The following is a 19,141-nucleotide window of genomic DNA, read 5'->3' as shown; positions in this document are numbered from 1 at the left end:
ACATCACTAATCAGCATACTTAGCAATATCTTGGTCCAAAAACCGGAGAATCAGAGCTCCCCAAACCCTTCCTCCACAAGCCGACGCACGTATCCCACCGCCTTCGCAGCGTCCTTCCCACGGGCCTCGACGTGGAGCGTCGTACCCTGGCCCGCGGCGAGCGCCATCAGCGCCATGATGGACATGCCGTCGACGCCGTTGACGGTCACCTCGGCGTCCATGCCCGACAAACCGCCTGCGATCTTTGCCGCGGGACGCGCGTGCATTCCCAAGGGGTTGATGAGCTCGAAGTCGCCGCTAGCGTCCGGCGCCCCCGTATGCGGGGTTTCGTCGGGCCTTTCCGTTCCGCCGCCAAAACGTACCGCCTCAGCTGCTTTGAGCACATCCTCGACGCCGGCACCTCCCTGGGCAGCGACGGCCGCCGCCACAAGGCCCTCCACCAGAGGGGCATCGGCAAGCCGAACGGCCTCAGGAGCACTGGCGAACTCCATCGCCGACTCAGCGGTCATCACCGCCGAACCCAAATCGGTCAACACCACCACTCCGTCGCCTCCGGAATCAACCAAGGACTGCTCGACGGCGGCAAGCACCTTCTCCAGGCTGGTACCGATCCGGTCGTCGTCCGTTCCCCCGGCGGCGACCAGTTCGACGTCGGGTGCCATTTGGGCGGCGAGTTCAACTGCTCCTTCAGCGATCTTGCTGCTGTGCGAAACAGCCACGATCCCAACCGTCATCCGGCGCCTGCTCCCGTCCCGACTGCCGGGCCGGCCGCTGCCTCGGCGGCTGCCCGCAACAGCAGCGCAGTGGACACCGCCCCGGGGTCGCGATGACCGGCACTGCGGTCGCCCAAATAGCTGGCCCGGCCTTTGCGTGCCACCAAGGGGTCCGTCGACTTGGCCCCTGCCTCCGCAGCGTCCGCAGCAGCTTCCAGCACAGCCGCTGCTTCCTGGCCGGCGGCCGCAGCGTTACTTGCTGCGTCCACGGCCGGAGTCCAAGCATCGATCATTGTCTTGTCGCCAACTTCTGCCTTGCCGCGTGCCACGATGCCATCCCGCGCAGCGATGAGGGCCGCTGCCAGCGCCTCGGGATCAATGTCGGTGGCCTCGCCCAGCGAGGTGGCCGCGCGCAGGTAGGCAGTTCCGTACAGCGGCCCCGCCGCTCCGCCCACCTTGGACATAAGGGCCATGGCCGCAGCCTTCAACGCAGCTCCTGCAGTTTCGGGCGGGCTTTCATCGAGCTTCTGCAGCACGGCCTGGAAGCCGCGGTCCATGTTCTCCCCGTGGTCGGAGTCGCCAATGGGCCGGTCCAGCTCAATCAGCTCCACCCTGTGCTCCGCCATCGCTTTCGCGGACAACCTCAACCAGTCCTGCGCCCATTTGACGTCAAGGCCCATGCTCAGGCCCCCCATCGCAGGGCGGCGGTGTGAACAGGAGCGTCCCAGAGCCTGGTCATTTCATCGTCCAGGCGCAGCACTGACACCGAACAGCCCTGCATTTCCAGGGACGTCACATAGTTGCCCACCAAGGAGCGCTCCACCGTGGCGCCCCGTTCAGCAAGGACCTGCGCCGCCCGCCGGTAGACGATGTACAACTCACTCAGCGGCGTCCCGCCCATGCCGTTGACGAACAGCAGCACTTTGTCGCCCTCCGCAACCTTCAGGTCTTCCAGCACTGGCTCCAGCAGGCGGTCCGTGATCGCATCGGCGCTTTCCATCGCGATCCTGTGCCGGCCGGGCTCCCCGTGGATGCCGATGCCGATCTCGATCTCGTCATCGGCCAGTTCGAAGCTCGGCGTTCCCGCGTGGGGCACCGTGCAGCCGGACAGGGCGACGCCCATCGTACGGACATTGGCAACTACACGTTCCGCGATGGCCGTGACCGCGTCCAGGTCGTCTCCGCGTTGCGCCGAAGCACCCGCAATCTTCTCCACCAGCACGGTTCCGCCCACCCCGCGACGACCTGCCGTGTACAGCGAGTCCTCCACGGCAACGTCGTCGTTCACCAGCACCGATCGGACGCGCACGCCTTCGGCCTGCGCCATTTCCGCGGCGGTTTCGAAGTTCAGGACGTCACCGGTGTAGTTCTTCACGATATGCACGACGCCGGCACCCGAGTCCACGGCGACGGTGGCCGGGATGATCTGGTCGGGCGTGGGAGAGGTGAAGACCGCGCCGGGGACGGCAGCGTCCAACATGCCCAGGCCCACGAAACCTGCATGCAGCGGCTCGTGACCGCTGCCTCCGCCGGACACCAGGGCAACTTTGCCCGCTACCGGCGCGGCCTTTCGGACAAGGAATTTGGGGTCGGGATGGACGTCCACGATGTCGGCATGGGCCATGCCAAAACCTTCGACAGATTCGTCCACCACGGCGCGTGGATCATTGATGAGCTTTTTCATTGGATGCTCCTGGGCGTGCTGTGGCTGGTGCTCTGACCCTACTACCGGCGGGCGGGGCCACGGTAGGCCCCGAGGCGAAGGGACTGTACTTAAATGGTGGGAGGGACAGCCTTCGGCCATCCCTCCACATGCACTTTTGTTCACGGGTCAGTCATCGGCACCCGGCGCCGCAATCAACCCGGGCTCACTCCGGGGACGGACCTCGGGCCAGAAGGCCGAGTAGAGGTCCGGATCCGGATGGCGTTCCCCGGCCCAGGACTCCCCGTTTGGCAACAATCCATACGGGATGTCGATCTGGAATGCGGAGAAGTCAGGAAAAATCACCCGATGGTCCATTGCCGCCCCAGCTCCCTAGTTGTTCAGCACGGCGTCGCCGCCGGCAGTCACAACATCTTGAAGCAGCACTGTCTGGTCGATCACCGGAAGCCCCACAACGTGTCCAAAACTGAACATGTTCTTCGGATCCAGCTCGGCCTTCGCCTTACGGAGCCGTTCACGGACAGTGGGACCCCAGGGCCGCTCCCTGTCCTCGGCGTCGACGAAGTGGCCGTGCAGGTTAACGAAAGTCCCGCCGCTGGAGGCGTCGCGCAGGTCGTCGCGAACGGCGTCGAACACTACGGGAAGCAGCTCCGCCAGGGGCGGGACAGCCATGCCCGCCATGAAGAAGCTGAACGCGGCGTCGCGCGCCCCAACGGTGTCCTCGCCGTCGGCGCTCTTGGCGAGGGCGCCGCCGAGCAGCCGCACCTCTGCCATCAGCACCGGGCTCTGGACGCCTGGTCCGAAGTGACGCAGGATCGCGCTCTTCGCTCCCTTGTCCAAACGGTCCAGCAGGAAGCCACGCTCGCGCACGGGCACAGGCTGGTCCGGGTCCTGGTGGATACTGTCCATCTGGGTGGAGTCCAGGGGCCCGGTCCCATCCATCATGAACGGCGCACTCCGTCGCATGGGCTCAAGCAATTGCGTTGCCACTGCCGCGTCGCCTTGGTACGCGTAACGCAGATGCACGACGAACTTGCCGCGCAGCGGTTCGGGGATCATCTCCATGTCCGGGAGGCGCAGGAAAGCCAACGACGCCGACGCTTCCTGGGGCAGCGACGGAACCCACTCGCTGAACTGCTGGAGGACCGCCGGGGCATGCTCGCCGTCGAAGTAGAGGCCGCCGGCAAAGAGGTCCGAGCCTGGGAACAAATGGAATTCCATTGCTGTGACAATGCCAAGATTCCCCTTGCCTCCGCGCAGGAGGTAGAAGAGCTCCGGGTTTTCGTCCTTGGTCACCCGTCGGTGCGTGCCGTCTGAGGTAACAAGTTCGAACGCGATCACGTGGTCAGATGCGAAGCCGTACTTTCGACCCATGATGGGCAGGCCGCCGCCCAACGTGTAACCCACCACGCCGACGTCGGTGGTGGAACCGCAAAGCCCCATCAGCCCGAACGTGGAGGCCAGTTCCACTACGGCCTTCCAGCGGACGCCGGCGCCAACGCGGGCGATCCGCTCAAGGGGATCGATACTGAGCTCCAGCATTCGGCGGGTGCTGATGAGCAGACCGCCCTCGATGGCATTGGTGGCACCGTGACCGGTGGATTGGACGGAGACGGGCATTCCGCGCTCCGCCGCCCAGCGGACTGCCGCCGAAACGTCCTCTGCGTCGAGGGCGCCGAAGGCAACATCCGGCTGGTGTTGGGTGGACAAATTGAAGGCCGCAACTTCGGCCGCGAAGCCGGGATCGGCAGGCGTGAACACGGGACCGCGCACGCTTAATTGGAGTTGTGAAACATCTGGAGTGGAGGCGTGGGACTGCATGATCTTCTCTCAAATTGACCGATGTGGTGGAAGCTTCCCCAGCAAGCCTCCATCAGTTTATCCATCAACTTTAGATAAGAGAAGAGGTATTAAATCACGCATAATCGGGCAGGGCTCAGCGGAACATGGAAGCCGAGGTCTGAGAGGGGGTTGGGCGCAGGCTAAAGCTGCTTGATCATGCGGGTATTGCCCAAGGTGTTGGGCTTCACTCGGGCAAGGTCCAGGAACTCGGCCACGCCTTCGTCATGCGAGCGCAGAAGCTCCGAATACACCTGCGGATCAACTGCCGATTGGTCCGCCATGACTTCAAAGCCGTGGCGCTTGAAGAAGTCCACCTCGAACGTCAGGCAGAACACCCGGCTCACTCCCAGCGCCTTTGCCTCCTCCAGCAGGTTCTCCACCAGGACATGGCCCACGCCGCGGCCCCGCCAGGAATCGGCTGCGGCCAGCGTACGGATCTCGGCCAGGTCTTCCCACATCACGTGCAAGGCACCGCAACCAATGACCTCGCCGGCGTCGGACTCCGCAATCCGGAACTCCTGCAGGCTCTCGTAGTACGCCACCGTCTCCTTGGCCATGAGGATCCGCTCCTCAGCCAAAGGAGCCACGAGCCTTTTGATCGCCGCCACATCGCTGGTGCGGGCAGGGCGAAGGCTGAAGGTCGAATCCACTCCCCCATACTAGCGAGGCAAACAGATGCGGGCCGCCCCGGCGCCGCGTATGACGGAGTGCGGGCACGACGGCGATGACCGGGACATTTGTATAGCGTGCGTCTAAGCGAGGAACGAGCGAGCATGCGGCAAATGTCCCGGTTGTCGCACGGAAGGAATCGCCTATAAACCCAGTTCCTCAGGCACCGCTACGTCCTCCCCCAGCACCTGCTTGGCCAGGAAATGCTCCACAACCCCGTACCAAACCTTGGCGTGCTGCGGCTGGAGCACCCAGTGGTTCTCGTCCGGGAAGTACAGGAATCGGTGCGGGCTCTGGCCGTTGTCGTCAGCCGGCAGCTGGGATGAGGAGAGGAGCTCGTACCAGAGCCTCAGGCCTTCGCCGATCGGCACCCGGTAGTCCTTGTCGCCGTGGATCACCAGCATGGGCGTCTTGATGTTGCCGACGTTCAGGTGCGGCGAGTTCTCCATCGCCATCTCCTTGGTCATTTCCTTCAGCCAATATTGGGCCGCATCAGTGGTGGGGCCGAACTGGTCCAGTGCCCACAGGCTTGCGTGCGTGACGATTGCCTTGAAACGGTCGGTCTGGCCTGCCACCCAGTTGGCCATGTAGCCACCAAAGGATCCGCCCATCGCAGCGGTCCTGGACCCGTCGATGTCGGGCCGTTCCACTACCGCGTCCGTGATGGCCATGAGGTCTGTGTACGGCTTCTTGCCCCACTCGCCCCAGCCGCGCTGGATGAACTCCTGCCCGTAACCGGTAGAAAGCGCGGGATCGGGGAGCAGTACGGCATAACCCTTGGCCACCAGCAGCCACGGATTCCAGCGCCACGTCCAGGCGTTCCACGAGCCCAGGGGTCCGCCGTGGATCCAAAGCAGGAGCGGGGCCGGAGTTTCTTCGGAGGCGCCTTCGGGCAGTGCAAGATAAGCAGGCACGCGGGAGCCGTCCTCTGCCGCGGTCTCGACCCGCTCCAACCGGCCCTTGTAGGCAGGTCTCTCCGCTGGCGCCGGCAGGCGAACCGCCTCTCCGGTGGCGAGGTCAATCCGCACTGCTTCGGGCGGGAACTCGTACGAACTCCGCAGCGCATACGCCGTAGCCCCGTCAGGTGACACCACGACGTCGGAATAGGCTGCGGAGTCCTTCGTCACCCGGGTAACGCCACCATCGGCGACGTCAACCCGGAAAACCGGCGACGCGCCGTCGTCGTCCGCCTTCGCGAGTATGGCGCTGCCGTCAGGGAGCCAGGCGAGCGCAGTAGCCCAGCGGTCCCACTGGTGTGCCAGCGGCTCCAAATCCATGGTTCCGCCGTCGGCTACGTTGAGCAGATGCAGCTTCACTTGCGGAGCCTGCGTGGGGGTGGTGTCGCTTTCGCTTTCAACCACCAGCGTGCGGTTGTCCGGGCTGACTGGTCCCGGAAAGTAGCTCATGCCTTCGTGGTCCAGGAGGACCTTGACGTAGCCGGTAGCGACGTCGACGGCGGCGAGCACCTCGCGGCTGTCGGCTTTCGCGAGCGCTTTGGTCAAGCTGGTGTATATGGTCTTGCCGTCCGGGCTCACCACTGTCTTGGCCTCGCGCAGCGAACCGCCGACTCCGGGCGTCAGATTGCGGAGTTTGAGCGACCGCGCGGCGTCTACGGTGGAAGGCTTGCCGGGCTCCTTGTCCTCGCTCTGTTCCACGGCGAAGAGCCGCGGCTCGGCCGGACCCAGGTCGGCGTCCCAGTAGCGGACCGGGTAGCCACTGTGCAGGATGGCCGATACCTTGTTGTCCTTGCGGGCCTTACGGCGCTCCTCATCGTCATCCTCGTCCGAGGATCCAGCCAGGACCTCCGCGTTGATGAACGTTGCGTCCACGTCCTTCGCGGCCATGACGGAGCTGATACCGCCGGAGCGGGAATGCACCACGCGGGCTTCTCCTCCGCCGGAGGGCAACAGCCACAGCGCGTTGACGGGGTCAGCATCGGGGCTTTCCGGGTCCGGGCGTGCCGACGTGAAGTAGAGATCGCCAGTGGAGGCGAAGACCGCTCCCGCTTCTCCCTTGGAACTGCGCGTGATCCGGCGGGACGGGCGCTGGCCCGTCGGATCGATCTCCCAAAGTGCGGTGGCGAACTCGGTTCCTTTGCCATTAAGCGTGGTCACTGTGGTGACCAGTCGCGTTCCGTCCGGGCTAAGGGAGAGGCCACCGACCCGAGGGATGGAGAGGTAATGGTCAAGGTCGTGAAAAGGAGTTTCGGGCTGCTGGCCCGGGGTATGCGTGTCAGCTGAGTCCATGATCTGATTCAACACGGAATGTGCTCCCAATCACAGAGTGGTTCACTGATAGTGAAACAGTACTTTCAGATATTCCGCAGCGTCTTAAGTACAGCCGCGGTTCCGTCTTCCGTCGATAGGGCCGTGGCCACGCTCTTGGCATGGTGGGCGTACGACGGCGTGCTGCTGGCTTCCTTTATTGCCTCACCAAGGCGGTCCGGAGTCAGCTTCTTATACGGAATCGGCTGGGGGCCGGCACCGAGGGATGCCACGCGCGAAGCCCACAACGGTTGGTCCGTGTACACAGGAACACCCACAGTGGGAACACCAGCCCGCAGACCGGCCGCGGTGGTTCCCGCGCCCGCGTGGTGAACAACTACCGACATGCGGGGAAAAAGCCACTCGTGCGGAACACTCCCGACGCCGATTGCGTCATCCGCCAGGTAACCCTCAACGCCCTGGACAACGGCCCTTGCGCCGGCACGACGGGTAGCGTCCAGAATGAAGCCAGGATCGATGTCGGCGCTGCTGCCGAAACCCACGAAGACCGGCGGCGGGCCATCCGCCAGGAAGTCCACAAGATCTGCGGGCGGCTGCCAGTCGGGGTTTCCAGCCGGCCACCAGTACCCTGCCATCACCAAACCCGGATGCCAATCACCCGGCGTGGGCAGTACCGATGGGCTGATGCCGTAAAGCACTGTTGCCTGCGTCTTCCTTCGACGACGCTCCCCGGTCGCACGGCTTTCCTTGCGCAGGCCCAGTTCCCTGCGAAGGCGCGCGCTGGGTCCGTCGTAAGGGGCCGGGCCAGCGGAGGCCCGCTCCCCTATGATCTTGTTTCCCATGGGGCCGAGGCTGCGGGCCGAATTCATCAGGACAGGAGGATAAGCCGCACTGGGTTCCGTGGGCTGCAGGTGGGCGCCGATAGCCGGAATGCCGAAAGCCTCAGCAACATCGTAGGCGTACGGCGCCACCGAGTTGGCGAGGATCACGTCCGCGCCGGCCTCCGCTGCCGCCAACGTCCCTGTCGCCGCATTGTCCATGTACTCGCCGAGCTTCTTCCAGAAGGAAAACACATTTCCGGCTGATGCCTTGGCTCCAGGCGCAGGATGCTTGATCAGCTCAGCAAGGTCTCCCGGCAGTGGCCGGAACTCGCACCCTGACTCCACCACCAGTGGCGCGTAGGCCGGGTTGGCGGCAATGGCGACCTCGTAGCCCACGCCCTGCAGGCGATGCCCCAGGCCAGCCATCGGAACCACGTCTCCTCGCGTGCCTGGTGCCACCATGAGTACGCGCATGTCTATCTCCCCCGGGCTTTTGTACGCCTATTGAACCTAGGAACCCACTCTAGGGCCATGAGGTAAACGTAAAACCCGGAACGGGGGCGGACAACGCAGGACCCCGCCCATTCCTTTCGGAATGGACGGGGTCCTTTACGTCACAGCCTCTGCCTTACGCGGTCGGAGCGATCTCCGGGATACGCGGCTTGGCGTTGCCTTGGAACGTGAACTTGGCGTCGTCACCTTCGCCGTCGACGTCAACCACAACGATGTCGCCGGGGTGGATCTCGCCGAACAGGATCTTCTCGGACAGCTGGTCCTCGATCTCGCGCTGGATGGTGCGGCGCAGCGGCCGGGCACCCATCGCGGGATCGTAACCACGCGTGGCCAGGAGAACCTTCGCGGCGGGCGTGAGCTCGATGCCCATGTCCTTGTCCTTGAGGCGACGCTCCAGACGGGTCACGAACAGATCCACGATCTCGATGATCTCGTCCTGCGTCAGCTGCGGGAACACCACGACGTCGTCAACACGGTTGAGGAACTCGGGGCGGAAGTGCTGCTTCAGCTCTTCCGTAACCCGGGCGCGCATCCGATTGTAGCCGGTCTGGGTGTCCGTGCCGGACTGGAAGCCCGTGGCCACGCTCTTGGAGATGTCGCGGGTACCAAGGTTGGTGGTCATGATGATCACGGTGTTCTTGAAGTCCACGACGCGGCCCTGGGAGTCGGTCAAACGGCCGTCTTCCAGAATCTGCAGGAGGGAGTTGAAGAGGTCCGCATGGGCCTTCTCAACTTCATCGAACAGGACCACGGAGAACGGACGCCTGCGGACCTTCTCGGTCAGCTGGCCACCCTCTTCGTAGCCGACGTATCCCGGAGGTGCACCGAAGAGACGCGAAACCGTGTGCTTCTCGGAGTACTCGGACATGTCCAGCGTGATGAGGGCATCCTCTTCACCGAACAGGAACTCGGCCAGCGCCTTGGCGAGCTCGGTCTTGCCGACGCCCGTGGGGCCGGCGAAGATGAACGAGCCACCGGGACGCTTGGGGTCCTTCAGGCCTGCACGGGTGCGGCGGATGGCCTGCGACAGGGCCTTGATGGCCTCGTCCTGGCCGACGACACGCTTGTGCAGTTCGTCTTCCATCTTGAGCAAGCGCGAGGACTCTTCCTCGGTGAGCTTGAAGACCGGGATGCCAGTGGAGTTCGCAAGAACTTCAGCGATCAGGTCCTCGTCAACCTCGGAGATGTCGTCCATGCCGCCGGACTTCCAGTTGCGCTCCTTCTCCGCGCGTTCGGCAATGAGCTTCTGCTCCTTGTCGCGCAGCGAGGCAGCACCCTCAAAGTCCTGGGCGTCGATGGCGGATTCCTTCTCCATCTTCACGTCTGCAATACGCTCGTCCATGGCCTTGAGCTCCGGTGGAGCGGTCATGCGGCGGATGCGCAGGCGGGCGCCGGCTTCATCGATAAGGTCGATCGCCTTGTCCGGCAGGAAGCGGTCCGAGATGTAGCGTTCGGCCAGCTGCGCGGCAGAGGCCAGGGCACCGTCGGTGATCGTTACGCGGTGGTGTGCCTCGTACCGGTCGCGCAGGCCCTTCAGGATCTCGATCGCGTGCGCAACAGAAGGTTCCTTGACCTGGATCGGCTGGAAACGACGCTCAAGAGCGGCATCCTTCTCGATGTGCTTGCGGTACTCGTCCAGCGTGGTGGCACCGATGGTCTGGAGTTCGCCACGGGCAAGCATCGGCTTGAGGATGGACGCAGCATCGATGGCGCCTTCGGCAGCACCTGCTCCAACGAGGGTGTGGATCTCGTCAATGAAGAGGATGATGTCGCCGCGGGTGCGGATTTCCTTGAGGACCTTCTTCAGGCGCTCTTCGAAGTCACCGCGGTAGCGGGAACCGGCAACCAGTGAACCGAGGTCAAGCGTGTACAGCTGCTTGTCCTTGATGGTTTCCGGGACGTCGCCGCGGACGATCGCCTGAGCGAGGCCTTCGACGACGGCAGTCTTACCGACGCCGGGCTCACCGATCAGAACAGGGTTGTTCTTGGTGCGGCGGGAGAGGACCTGCATGACGCGTTCCATCTCCTGCTCGCGGCCGATCACGGGATCGAGCTTGTTCTCGCGGGCAGCCTGGGTCAGGTTGCGTCCGAACTGGTCAAGCACCACCGAACCGGCGGGGGTACCTTCCGGCTGGCCCTGGCCGGAACCGCTGCCGGCGGTTTCCTTGCCCTGGTAGCCGGAGAGCAGCTGGATAACCTGCTGGCGGACCCTGTTGAGGTCTGCGCCGAGCTTTACCAGCACCTGTGCGGCCACGCCTTCGCCTTCGCGAATGAGGCCGAGCAGGATGTGCTCAGTACCGATGTAATTGTGGCCGAGCTGCAGTGCTTCGCGGAGCGAGAGCTCAAGCACCTTCTTGGCACGCGGGGTGAAGGGGATGTGACCGGATGGAGCCTGCTGCCCCTGGCCGATGATCTCCTGCACCTGCTCGCGAACACCATCGAGCGAAATGCTCAGGGACTCGAGCGCTTTGGCTGCAACGCCTTCACCCTCGTGGATCAGACCCAAGAGGATGTGCTCGGTACCGATGTAATTGTGGTTGAGCATCCGTGCCTCTTCTTGGGCAAGGACGACCACGCGACGGGCACGGTCCGTAAATCTCTCAAACATTTCGCCACACTCCTAGCTACGACGTACTTTGATGCTACGTGCCGGAGCAACACTTTTGGGGCGTGTTCGCCACAGGGGAAACATGACGGGGTTGCGGAATAAAACGGACACTTCCCCTTGACCCGTGCGTCCTGCGGTGGCATGCTGCCGCACCGCTTCCCACTCGTGCCGGTGACCAAGGGCCGGGAGTATTCAATAGCAGTATCTGAACACAGCTTTGTCGAGCCGATTAGCGCCCCTAATCCCGGCTAGTCGGGCAGCCCGTGATTCACAGAATATTCCATGGTTCCGGCGCGGCGCGCGCACCCACATACTGCCCCTTAAAACATCAATGCCCCGGCAGTGGCTGCCGGGGCGTTGAAGCGATGAATCAGGAATTGGCCTTTTGGTACGCTTCCTGAATTTCAGCCTGAATACGTCCGCGACTGTTCACCGTGTAACCGTTATCACGGGCCCACTGCCTGATCTGTGCGGAATCCTGGCTGCGGGCCGCCGTCGCGCGACCGCGGGTGGCGCGGCCGGATGAAGTCTTCCTGGCCTTGGCCACGTACGGTTCCAGGGCCTTCCGAAGCGAAGCAGCGTTTGCGGTGGACAAGTCCATCTCGTAACTGACGCCATCAAGGCCGAATCGGACAGTTTCGTCCGCAGCCCCTTCATCCAGGTCATCGACGAGGATGATTTTTACTTTCTGTGCCATGAGTTGCCTCTCTTTTGGAGGGTTGGATAATCAGAAATTCCCCGGATTCCTTTGTTGATTATCGTTCACGGCAAGCACGCACGTCAAAGCACAAATGGATTCATCCATGATGGGAACCCATTTAGGGGCTATTTAGCGGCAGGACCTTCGGATGCCGGGCCAACATTTCTCGAATTCGCTTCCGCCTGGGCGCGGGCTTCCGCCTGACGCTCCGATTTGTCGGCATTGAAGATTGACTTCATGGCAAACCAAAAGATCAATCCAACAACCACCGACGGCGCCAGGACTGCGATGTACTCCATGATCAGTGTCCTTCGGGCTTCAGCAAGGGGAACAGGATGGTTTCACGGATTCCTGCACCCGTGAACAGCATCACCAGGCGGTCGATGCCGAGTCCGATGCCACCCATGGGCGGAGCACCGTATTCAAGGGCGCGGAGGAAGTCCTCGTCCAGCTGCATGGCTTCCTCATCACCCGCAGCCGAACGGCGTGACTGCTCCGTAAGCCGCTCACGCTGGATGACAGGGTCAATGAGTTCCGAGAACGCCGTTCCGCGTTCCATCCCGCCAATGATCAGGTCCCAGGCCTCGATGAGCCGGCCGTCTTCGCGGTGCGGACGGGCCAGCGGCTGCGCGGAGGGCGGGTAGTCGTAGACGAACGTGGGGTTCAGCAAGGTGGGTTCCACGATCTCGCCGAACAACTCAACCACGATCTTCTCGGCGTCCCACTTGGGGTCCACCTTGACCTCGTGCTTGGCGGCGATGGCAAGCAGCTCATCCACAGTGGTGTCCGGCGTAATTTCCACACCCACCGCTTCGGAGATACCCGGGTACACCGAAATCCAAGCCCATTCGCCGTCGAGATTGATTTCGCCGGCATCGGTCTGGATGGTGCGCGTGCCTACGACGTCGGCTACGTTGAGGATGATTTCCTTCATCCGCTCAGCCATGACGAACTGGTCCGCCCAGGCTTCGTAGCACTCAAGCGTGGTGAATTCGGGACTGTGCGTGGAGTCCACGCCTTCGTTGCGGAAGACGCGTCCCATGTCGTACACGCGGTCGATGCCGCCAACAACGGCGCGCTTCAGGAACAGCTCAGTGGCAATGCGCAGGGTCATCTTCTGGTCGAACGCGTTCATGTGCGTTTCGAACGGACGGGCAGTAGCGCCACCGTGGACCAGCTGCAGGATTGGTGTCTCTACCTCCACATAGCCGTGACGGTCCAGAGTGTCCCGGACCGAGCGGGTGATGGCGGCCCGCTTGTAGACCATTTCTCGGGCTTCATCGCGCACCATGAGGTCCACGTAGCGCTGGCGAACACGGGTTTCTTCGTTAAGTTCCGCGTGCAGGACCGGGAGCGGTCGCAGTGCCTTGGAGGCCATCGACCAGGAATCTGCCATCACGGACAGTTCACCGCGGCGTGAGGAAATGACCTCGCCCTTGATGAACACGTGGTCGCCCAGGTCAACCAGGGCCTTCCAATCCGCGAGCGCTTCCTCACCGACGTTGGCCAGGCTAAGCATCGCCTGCAGCCGGACGCCCTTGCCGTCCACGCCGCCTTCCTGGAGCGTGGCGAAGCACAACTTGCCGGTGTTCCGGACGAACACGACGCGCCCGGTGACGCCCACGGTGTCGCCCGTGGTCTCGTCGGCTTCGAGGTGTGCATATTTTTCGCGGATTTCGCTGAGGGAGTGGGTTCGCTCAACACCCACCGGATAGGCCTCCGTGCCGCGCTCGATCAGCTTGGCGCGCTTCTCCATACGAATGCGCATTTGCTCGCTGGCATCGACGGGTTCTGCGGAGGTGTTCGGGGCTGGGGTGTTTGCGGAAGTCACAGTCCTTAAGTTTACCGTTGATTACGGGTCTTCACTTCCGGGCCCCGGGATACGGGGAACGCATAGACTCGGGCTGTGGAGACATGGACGGTTGAAACGAACGACGGCGGTGGGCAGCTTGAGGTGCACACCTTCCGGCCAGCGTCGCTTGCGGCAATTCCTGGGTCGAAGGCACCCGCTGAACCGGCCGGCGTCGTACTTGTCCATGGCACTTTGGTGACCGACTCCCTTTACTGGCCGTTCGCGCGGACGCTCAGTGTGATGCTGGGGCGCCCGGTCCACGCTTACAACCGCCGCGGCCGCGGGCATTCCGCACCACAACCGCCGGGCTACTCGGTGGAGACGGAGATCGCGGACCTCCAGACGGTCATGGAGAAGAGCGGATCCAATGATGTTGTGGCGCACAGCTACGGCGGGTTCGTGGCCCTGCAAGCCGCCCGACGCTTCAAGATCAATCGCCTGGTCACGTACGACGCTGCAGTGTCCCTTTCCGGCAACCTCAGCAGCAGGTGGCGGCCTGAGCTTGAGGAAGCAGTAACGGCGGGGCAACTGGATCATGCGTGGGCCCACCTTGTGCAGGGGCTGGGCACAGCCGGGCCGATCTCGTACCTGCCCATGGGGGCGTTGCGAACGCTCAGCGTGTTGTCTGCCCGGACCCGGCTTGGGCTGGAAATGCGTTCCTTGCTGCCCACAGCGGTCACCGAAATGCGTGCGGTACTGGACGCCGACGCCCACCTTCACGACTTCATGAAGCTCTCCACGCCAACGCTCATGCTCAGCGGCGGCTGGAGCCCTTCCTACTTCGCCGAGACCGGCCGCATGCTCAGTGGGGCCGTGCCTGCCATCGAGTTCGCCATAGTGCCGCTGCAATTCCACGAAGGCCCCCTGCGTCCGGGCCGGCGGCTCGCAGCCCGCGTCGCCCGGTTCCTGTCAGCAACCCAACATGTCGGTCAGCGCGCTGTTGCCCCCTAGGATGTTTCGGTGAGGGAACGGGACATCAGCACGCACGACGGCGGCAAACTCGCCTTATACACTTACGGCGCGGAAGACGCGCCCGGCGAACGCCGGGTGATTGTTATCGGCGGTGCGTTCCTTACAGCCCTGATCTACCGCCCCTTCTCGATCGCCCTGGCCAAGGGACTTGGTGAAGGCTGGGCCGTGGACGTCTACGACCGCCGAGGGAGGGGAAAGTCGACGGAACAACCGCGCGGCTACTCCATGGCCACGGAAATTGCCGATGTCCGCACCATCATGGACGCTACGGGCGCACGCCACATCCTGGGCCATAGCCTGGGCGGATCCGTCGCCCTCAACGCTGCCCAGGCCTTCGCGGGCACCCGTCACGAACCGGACAAGCTGGCGGTCTACGACGCCGCAGTGAATATTGACGGGAGCATGGACACTGACTGGCTCGCGGGGTTCGCTGATGCCGTTAACAAAGGCGAAGCAGGCCGGGCGATGGCCCGGATGAAGCGTGGAATGAATCAGGGAACTGCCCTCGCTAAGGTCCCTGAACCAATCCTGGCCGGGTTGATGGCCATCGTTTCGCGCACCAAAGTCAACAAGCTGTTCCGTGACCTCATGCCATCGGGCGTCGGCGAACTGAAGGCAGCGTTCGAAGCCGCCGACACGCCCCGGGATTTCTCCGTCTTGCCGCCCACGACGCACTTCATGGTGGGAAAGAAGAGCCCGAAGTTCTATAAAGTCGCCGCCTCGCGCCTGAACAGGGCAGTGCCTGGCAGCACCTTGGAAGTCTCGCCGAAAGGCTTCCACGGCTCCGTTCCGGCGGCGGTCAAGGAACTTGTCTCCGATATTTCCGAGTACTTTACGCGCTGACGGTTTTCCACATACGGGCCGGCGTGCTGCCCGCTTTCAGGTGGCTCGGTTAGGCTCGAGTCATGACGCGCGACATCATCATCACCCACGACGGCGGACACCTCGAAGTACTCACCACCGGTGGTGACCTGGCAGCGGCGGGTTCGGGCGTCGTCGTCGTTCCGGCCTCCATGGTCACCGCCGCCGATTACACGCGTTTCGCCCAGAAACTCAGTGAATCCCTGGGTCGGCCCGTACACACGTTCAATCGGCGTGGACGCGGCGACTCCTCCCCCCAGGCCGAGGACTACACGCTCGAGGCCGACATCCGGGACTTGGACGCTGTCATGAAGCACACCTCCAGCACGGACGTGTTCGGGCACAGCTTCGGTGGCGCCGTGGCACTGCACGCAGCGCGGACGCTTCCGGTGGAACGGCTGGCCGTCTATGATCCGGCTGTTTCCGTCAACCACAGCGTCAAGGCTGAATGGGCGCCGGAATATGAACGCGCGGCGGCGGCAGGGGACTACGATCGCGCCCTCGCCGTGCTGATCAAGGGGGTGGAAACGGAAGGCGCCTTCGGGCGCATGCCGCTGTCCATGCTGACCCTGGCCACCAAGCTGACTGCAGTCACGCCCATGGGCAAACAGATGCGCGAGCTCATGACCAGCGGCGTGCGGGAGATCAAAGCCGTCATCGCCGCGGACATGCCCGCTGAGCCATTCCTTGAACTCCCCTTGGAAACGCTGATCGTAGTCGGCGAAAAGAGCCCTGCCTACTTCGGTGTTGCCTGCGGCCAAATCCACGACGTCCTGTCAGGGTCGAGTTACACCATACTGGCCGGCTTCGGGCACGACGGCCCCAACAAGGCTCCGGACAAGCTGATCGCGGAGTTGTCGGAGTTCTTCTCGGGCTAGCCCAACTGAATGGCCGCGATGCCGGCCACCGCTACAACCGTCAGGGTGAGCCGCAGCCGGCTGAACCTTTCCTTGAAAAACACGACGCCGATGAGGCCTGCCAGCAGGACGCTGGTCTCCCTCAGTGCTGACACTAAAGCCAGTGGTGCAAGGCTCTGCGCCCACACCACGATCCCGTAGGCGAGCATGGACAGTACTCCCCCAAGGAAGCCCGGTTTCCAATAGCGTGCAACCCGCTGCGGGAACCGGCGCCGATCCGCGGCCATGCCCCAGCAGACAAGGGGAATCAGCAGGCCTTGGAAGAGGAACAGCCACGAAATATAGGCCAACGGGTCACCGGACAGGCGGACTCCGACGCCGTCCACCAAGGTATAGGCAGCTATGGCCGCGCCCGTCAGCACAGCGAAGGCGGTGCCCTTCCGGTTTGTGGTGGCCTTTTGGCCGTGACCGGTCAGGGCCAGGCTCAGCAGCGAACCCGCGACGACGGCCACCCCGGCCAACTGCCAAAAGCTCAATGCCTCCGCCAGGAAAGTGCTGGCAATTGCCGTCACCAGCAGGACCGCAAGGCCACGGGCCAGCGGATAGACCTGGGAAAAGTCGCCGTGCTTATAGGACGTGGTCAGCAGGATGAGATAGCAGGTCTGCAGGACTGCGGAACCCACGACGTACGGCCATGAGTCCTGCAGCGGAATTCCACAGACCACCGCGCCTAGTCCACCGGAGACCAGATAGGCCAAGGCGATCATCGTCGACGCGGCCAGCCGGTCCGGGATGCCCTTGGCTATCGCATTCCACGCGCTGTGGAGGACCGCCGCGAACAGGACAGCCAACGTCACTGCGACGGTCAACGGGCGCCTCCCCCTCGTTGGGCCAGGCGTTGCGCTGGTTCTTGTGGCGTTGATTGTTGTTGCGTTGGTCCTGGTTGCGTTGGCTTCTGCCGCGATGCCTCCTGCCTTTCACGCTGCCTTGCGCCGAACGGGGCGCCCCCGGATTCTGCTACCTCTCCATCCGGGGTTACACCGAAGGTGGCCAAGACCTGATGGAAGATGTCGGCGTGGTCCGTGGCTGTGATTCCTTGGGTCAGGCTTGCGCCGCTGGCCGCGATCCAGGCCGTGCGCTCTACCTCGCTCTCACCACCATGTCCGCCGGCGTCGAGGTGGCCATGGTCGGTAACCACAATGACGGTCCAGTCCTCCCTGTGGTGGTTGGGCCGCGAGTCGATCACGTCGAGGAGGTGGTTCAGGCGGGAGTCGCAGCGTTCAATGGCAGCAATGTAGCCAGGGCCTGTTCCGTGGTTGTGGGCTTCCACGTCGGCTTCGCCAAAGTACACGAAAGAGACCGCGAGGTTCTCTGCTCCCAGACGCCTCGACGCGTAGTCCGCAACGGCGTCGTCGGCACAGAGCCAACTGACGGCGTCGTTCGCTTCTTCAGGGTCCGGCGTCGGCACCCATCCGCCGGAAGAGAAAATCGGTCCACACGCGGTCCTGACCGCCAGCGGGTGCCAGCTGGCGGCGATCATGGTTTCCAACTCGGGACGGGCCGAGCGAAGCACCGCCGTGAAGTCCTGGAACCGGCCGAGCTCGGCAGGGTGATGGCTGTTGCCCGTCACCCTGTGCCGGTCGGCATGGACGCCCGACGCCACGGTGGCCCATACGGGGCCGGAGATGGTGGCGTTCTTAGCGTGGACGCGAACAGGGACCAGGAAGCCATCCTCGGCGATCCGGTCCAAAGCAGGGCTGGCTGCTGACCTGAGGGAGTCGTAACGGACGCCGTCCATGCCGACCACCAGGACGTGGGGTTCTTTCTTCACACGACGACGGTACTGGCCTTGCCCGGCAACACATAGGAACTACCGGTCGTATCTATAGAAGACTTAGGCCATGCCTATGAATCTCACGCACCTTCGGGCCTTCCACTATGTCGCCACCCACGCCAGCTATGTGGCAGCCGCAGCGGCAGCGGGTGTCAGCCAACCGACACTATCGGAACAAGTCCGTCTTCTGGAGCGGCAGCACGAAGTTCGCCTGCTGCAGCGTGCCGGCCGTTCCGTGGAGTTGACCGCCTTGGGACGCAAGCTGTTTGAGGTCACGTCCAAACTGTTTGCAGCAGAAATGGAAGCGGAGGCTGTCCTGGCTAAGGCACGACACATCATGCAGGGTGAACTGCGGTTCGGTACCGACGCGCCCATCAATGCTGTGGGGGTCCTGAGCACCTTTCGGAAACGAAACCCCGGAGTCAGCATCCAACTCGTCAGCGGCAACTCCGCAGAGATTCGCAAACGTGTGCTGGCCGGAACCGTGGACGTCGGCATCATCGCTGACGAAACGTCCCACCCGGACCTTAGCGCCCGCCGGCTGGGCACCCAGGATCTCGTGGCCTTTGTGCGGCACGATCATCCCCTTGCCGGCGCCAAAGTGATCCGGCTCCATGACTTGGTCACCCATCCACTGGTCATTCGCGAGGTCGGCTCCGTCACGCGCCGCTCGATTGAGACGGCACTCGCCGCCGCCCAACTCCAGCCCACCGAAGTACTCGAGACGGACAGCAGGGAAGCAGTACACGCCGCCGTGATCGCCGGTCTGGGCATAGGTGTGATCGCCGAGGACGAGTTCAACGACGACCCGAGGCTGGTGCTCCTGGACTTCGCGGACGCCATTGCGCCCATTACGGAACTCCTGGTGTATCGCACGGACAATCAACGTGGTCATGTGCTGGGTGCGGTGTTGGAGTGTGTGGGTTAAATGGGTGGAGCCCCGACCGTCGTGGTCGGGGCTCCCCTGTTAATGTGTGTCCGGCGGTGTCCTACTCTCCCACACCCTCCCGG

The 19,141-nt window shown here is 63.5% G+C and carries 18 protein-coding genes; 4 read left to right on the top strand and 14 right to left on the bottom strand.

Features of this window, described 5'->3' with window-relative positions; genetic code table 11:
• Positions 1-50: 50 nt before the first annotated feature.
• The 12 genes from dhaM to lysS all read right to left on the bottom strand — a co-directional run bounded on the left by dhaM (position 51) and on the right by lysS (position 13,585).
• Positions 51-734 carry a dihydroxyacetone kinase phosphoryl donor subunit DhaM gene (gene dhaM / locus J2Y68_RS18115; RefSeq protein ID WP_309995417.1) on the bottom strand — a complete coding sequence of 228 codons (684 nt, stop codon included), beginning with the start codon at positions 732-734 and terminating at the stop codon, positions 51-53.
• Positions 731-1,393 (bottom strand): dihydroxyacetone kinase subunit DhaL, encoded by a 663-nt coding sequence (gene dhaL, locus J2Y68_RS18110; protein WP_309995415.1) that lies wholly within the window; start codon positions 1,391-1,393, stop codon positions 731-733. The genes dhaM and dhaL overlap by 4 nt, the downstream gene beginning before the upstream one ends.
• A 2-nt stretch (positions 1,394-1,395) precedes the next feature.
• Positions 1,396-2,397 carry a dihydroxyacetone kinase subunit DhaK gene (gene dhaK, locus J2Y68_RS18105; RefSeq protein WP_309995413.1) on the bottom strand — a complete coding sequence of 334 codons (1,002 nt, stop codon included), beginning with the start codon at positions 2,395-2,397 and terminating at the stop codon, positions 1,396-1,398.
• 147 nt (positions 2,398-2,544) lie between these two features.
• Positions 2,545-2,721: a hypothetical protein gene (locus J2Y68_RS18100; protein ID WP_309995410.1), complete on the bottom strand. Its 177-nt coding sequence runs from the start codon at positions 2,719-2,721 to the stop codon at positions 2,545-2,547.
• Between the two features lie 27 nt (positions 2,722-2,748).
• Positions 2,749-4,137: an FAD-binding oxidoreductase gene (locus J2Y68_RS18095; RefSeq protein ID WP_309995408.1), complete on the bottom strand. Its 1,389-nt coding sequence runs from the start codon at positions 4,135-4,137 to the stop codon at positions 2,749-2,751.
• A 221-nt stretch (positions 4,138-4,358) separates the two neighbouring features.
• Positions 4,359-4,868 (bottom strand): amino-acid N-acetyltransferase, encoded by a 510-nt coding sequence (locus tag J2Y68_RS18090; RefSeq protein ID WP_211711039.1) that lies wholly within the window; start codon positions 4,866-4,868, stop codon positions 4,359-4,361.
• A gap of 162 nt (positions 4,869-5,030) precedes the next feature.
• Positions 5,031-7,133 carry a S9 family peptidase gene (locus J2Y68_RS18085; RefSeq protein ID WP_309995405.1) on the bottom strand — a complete coding sequence of 701 codons (2,103 nt, stop codon included), beginning with the start codon at positions 7,131-7,133 and terminating at the stop codon, positions 5,031-5,033.
• A 65-nt stretch (positions 7,134-7,198) separates the two neighbouring features.
• Positions 7,199-8,407 carry a glycosyltransferase gene (locus J2Y68_RS18080; RefSeq protein ID WP_309995403.1) on the bottom strand — a complete coding sequence of 403 codons (1,209 nt, stop codon included), beginning with the start codon at positions 8,405-8,407 and terminating at the stop codon, positions 7,199-7,201.
• Positions 8,408-8,561: 154 nt separating this feature from the next.
• Entirely contained in the window at positions 8,562-11,054 is a 2,493-nt protein-coding gene (locus tag J2Y68_RS18075; RefSeq protein WP_309995401.1) for an ATP-dependent Clp protease ATP-binding subunit, read from the bottom strand.
• A 370-nt stretch (positions 11,055-11,424) separates the two neighbouring features.
• Entirely contained in the window at positions 11,425-11,751 is a 327-nt protein-coding gene (locus J2Y68_RS18070) for a histone-like nucleoid-structuring protein Lsr2 (protein ID WP_211711044.1), read from the bottom strand.
• A gap of 128 nt (positions 11,752-11,879) precedes the next feature.
• On the bottom strand, positions 11,880-12,053 hold the full coding sequence (locus tag J2Y68_RS18065) for a hypothetical protein (RefSeq protein ID WP_309995398.1): 174 nt from the start codon (positions 12,051-12,053) through the stop codon (positions 11,880-11,882).
• 2 nt (positions 12,054-12,055) lie between these two features.
• Entirely contained in the window at positions 12,056-13,585 is a 1,530-nt protein-coding gene (gene lysS / locus J2Y68_RS18060) for a lysine--tRNA ligase (RefSeq protein ID WP_309995396.1), read from the bottom strand.
• 75 nt (positions 13,586-13,660) lie between these two features.
• On the opposite strand from lysS, the gene J2Y68_RS18055 reads away from it, so the two are divergent.
• The 3 genes from J2Y68_RS18055 (at position 13,661) to J2Y68_RS18045 (ending at position 16,317) form a co-directional block, all read left to right on the top strand.
• Positions 13,661-14,557 carry an alpha/beta fold hydrolase gene (locus J2Y68_RS18055; protein ID WP_309995395.1) on the top strand — a complete coding sequence of 299 codons (897 nt, stop codon included), beginning with the start codon at positions 13,661-13,663 and terminating at the stop codon, positions 14,555-14,557.
• Between the two features lie 9 nt (positions 14,558-14,566).
• Complete coding sequence (locus tag J2Y68_RS18050; RefSeq protein WP_309995393.1) at positions 14,567-15,421, top strand: alpha/beta fold hydrolase; 855 nt, start codon at positions 14,567-14,569, stop codon at positions 15,419-15,421.
• A gap of 62 nt (positions 15,422-15,483) precedes the next feature.
• Positions 15,484-16,317, top strand: coding sequence for an alpha/beta fold hydrolase (locus J2Y68_RS18045; protein ID WP_309995391.1), 834 nt, complete (start codon positions 15,484-15,486; stop codon positions 16,315-16,317).
• On the opposite strand, the gene J2Y68_RS18040 is transcribed toward J2Y68_RS18045, so the two are convergent.
• Together J2Y68_RS18040 and J2Y68_RS18035 are read right to left on the bottom strand one after the other, a co-directional pair.
• A complete protein-coding gene (locus tag J2Y68_RS18040) occupies positions 16,314-17,165 on the bottom strand; it encodes an EamA family transporter (RefSeq protein WP_309995389.1) in 852 nt (283 codons plus the stop codon). The two genes, J2Y68_RS18045 and J2Y68_RS18040, sit on opposite strands and share 4 nt — an antisense overlap.
• Positions 17,162-18,127, bottom strand: coding sequence for an alkaline phosphatase family protein (locus J2Y68_RS18035; RefSeq protein ID WP_309995387.1), 966 nt, complete (start codon positions 18,125-18,127; stop codon positions 17,162-17,164). Before J2Y68_RS18035 ends, J2Y68_RS18040 begins: the two co-directional genes overlap by 4 nt.
• Positions 18,128-18,197: 70 nt before the next feature.
• Here J2Y68_RS18035 and J2Y68_RS18030 point away from each other — a divergent pair, with 70 nt between their 5' ends.
• A complete protein-coding gene (locus J2Y68_RS18030; protein WP_309995385.1) occupies positions 18,198-19,058 on the top strand; it encodes a LysR substrate-binding domain-containing protein in 861 nt (286 codons plus the stop codon).
• Positions 19,059-19,141: the final 83 nt, after the last annotated feature.

Origin of the sequence: Paenarthrobacter nitroguajacolicus, assembly GCF_031455195.1 — a bacterium.
Taxonomy (GTDB): domain Bacteria; phylum Actinomycetota; class Actinomycetes; order Actinomycetales; family Micrococcaceae; genus Arthrobacter; species Arthrobacter nitroguajacolicus_D.
This window is presented reverse-complemented; position numbering and strand designations above follow the sequence as displayed.

What these genes read in the sequence shown, in the direction of transcription:
- dhaL (WP_309995415.1), bottom strand. Translation starts at nt 1,393, where the DNA reads ATGGGCCTTGACGTCAAATGGGCGCAGGACTGGTTGAGGTTGTCCGCG.
- J2Y68_RS18075 (WP_309995401.1), bottom strand. Translation starts at nt 11,054, where the DNA reads ATGTTTGAGAGATTTACGGACCGTGCCCGTCGCGTGGTCGTCCTTGCC.
- J2Y68_RS18085 (WP_309995405.1), bottom strand. Translation starts at nt 7,133, where the DNA reads ATGGACTCAGCTGACACGCATACCCCGGGCCAGCAGCCCGAAACTCCT.
- dhaK (WP_309995413.1), bottom strand. Translation starts at nt 2,397, where the DNA reads ATGAAAAAGCTCATCAATGATCCACGCGCCGTGGTGGACGAATCTGTC.
- J2Y68_RS18080 (WP_309995403.1), bottom strand. Translation starts at nt 8,407, where the DNA reads ATGCGCGTACTCATGGTGGCACCAGGCACGCGAGGAGACGTGGTTCCG.
- J2Y68_RS18065 (WP_309995398.1), bottom strand. Translation starts at nt 12,053, where the DNA reads ATGGAGTACATCGCAGTCCTGGCGCCGTCGGTGGTTGTTGGATTGATC.
- J2Y68_RS18070 (WP_211711044.1), bottom strand. Translation starts at nt 11,751, where the DNA reads ATGGCACAGAAAGTAAAAATCATCCTCGTCGATGACCTGGATGAAGGG.
- J2Y68_RS18045 (WP_309995391.1), top strand. Translation starts at nt 15,484, where the DNA reads ATGACGCGCGACATCATCATCACCCACGACGGCGGACACCTCGAAGTA.
- J2Y68_RS18030 (WP_309995385.1), top strand. Translation starts at nt 18,198, where the DNA reads ATGCCTATGAATCTCACGCACCTTCGGGCCTTCCACTATGTCGCCACC.
- dhaM (WP_309995417.1), bottom strand. Translation starts at nt 734, where the DNA reads ATGACGGTTGGGATCGTGGCTGTTTCGCACAGCAGCAAGATCGCTGAA.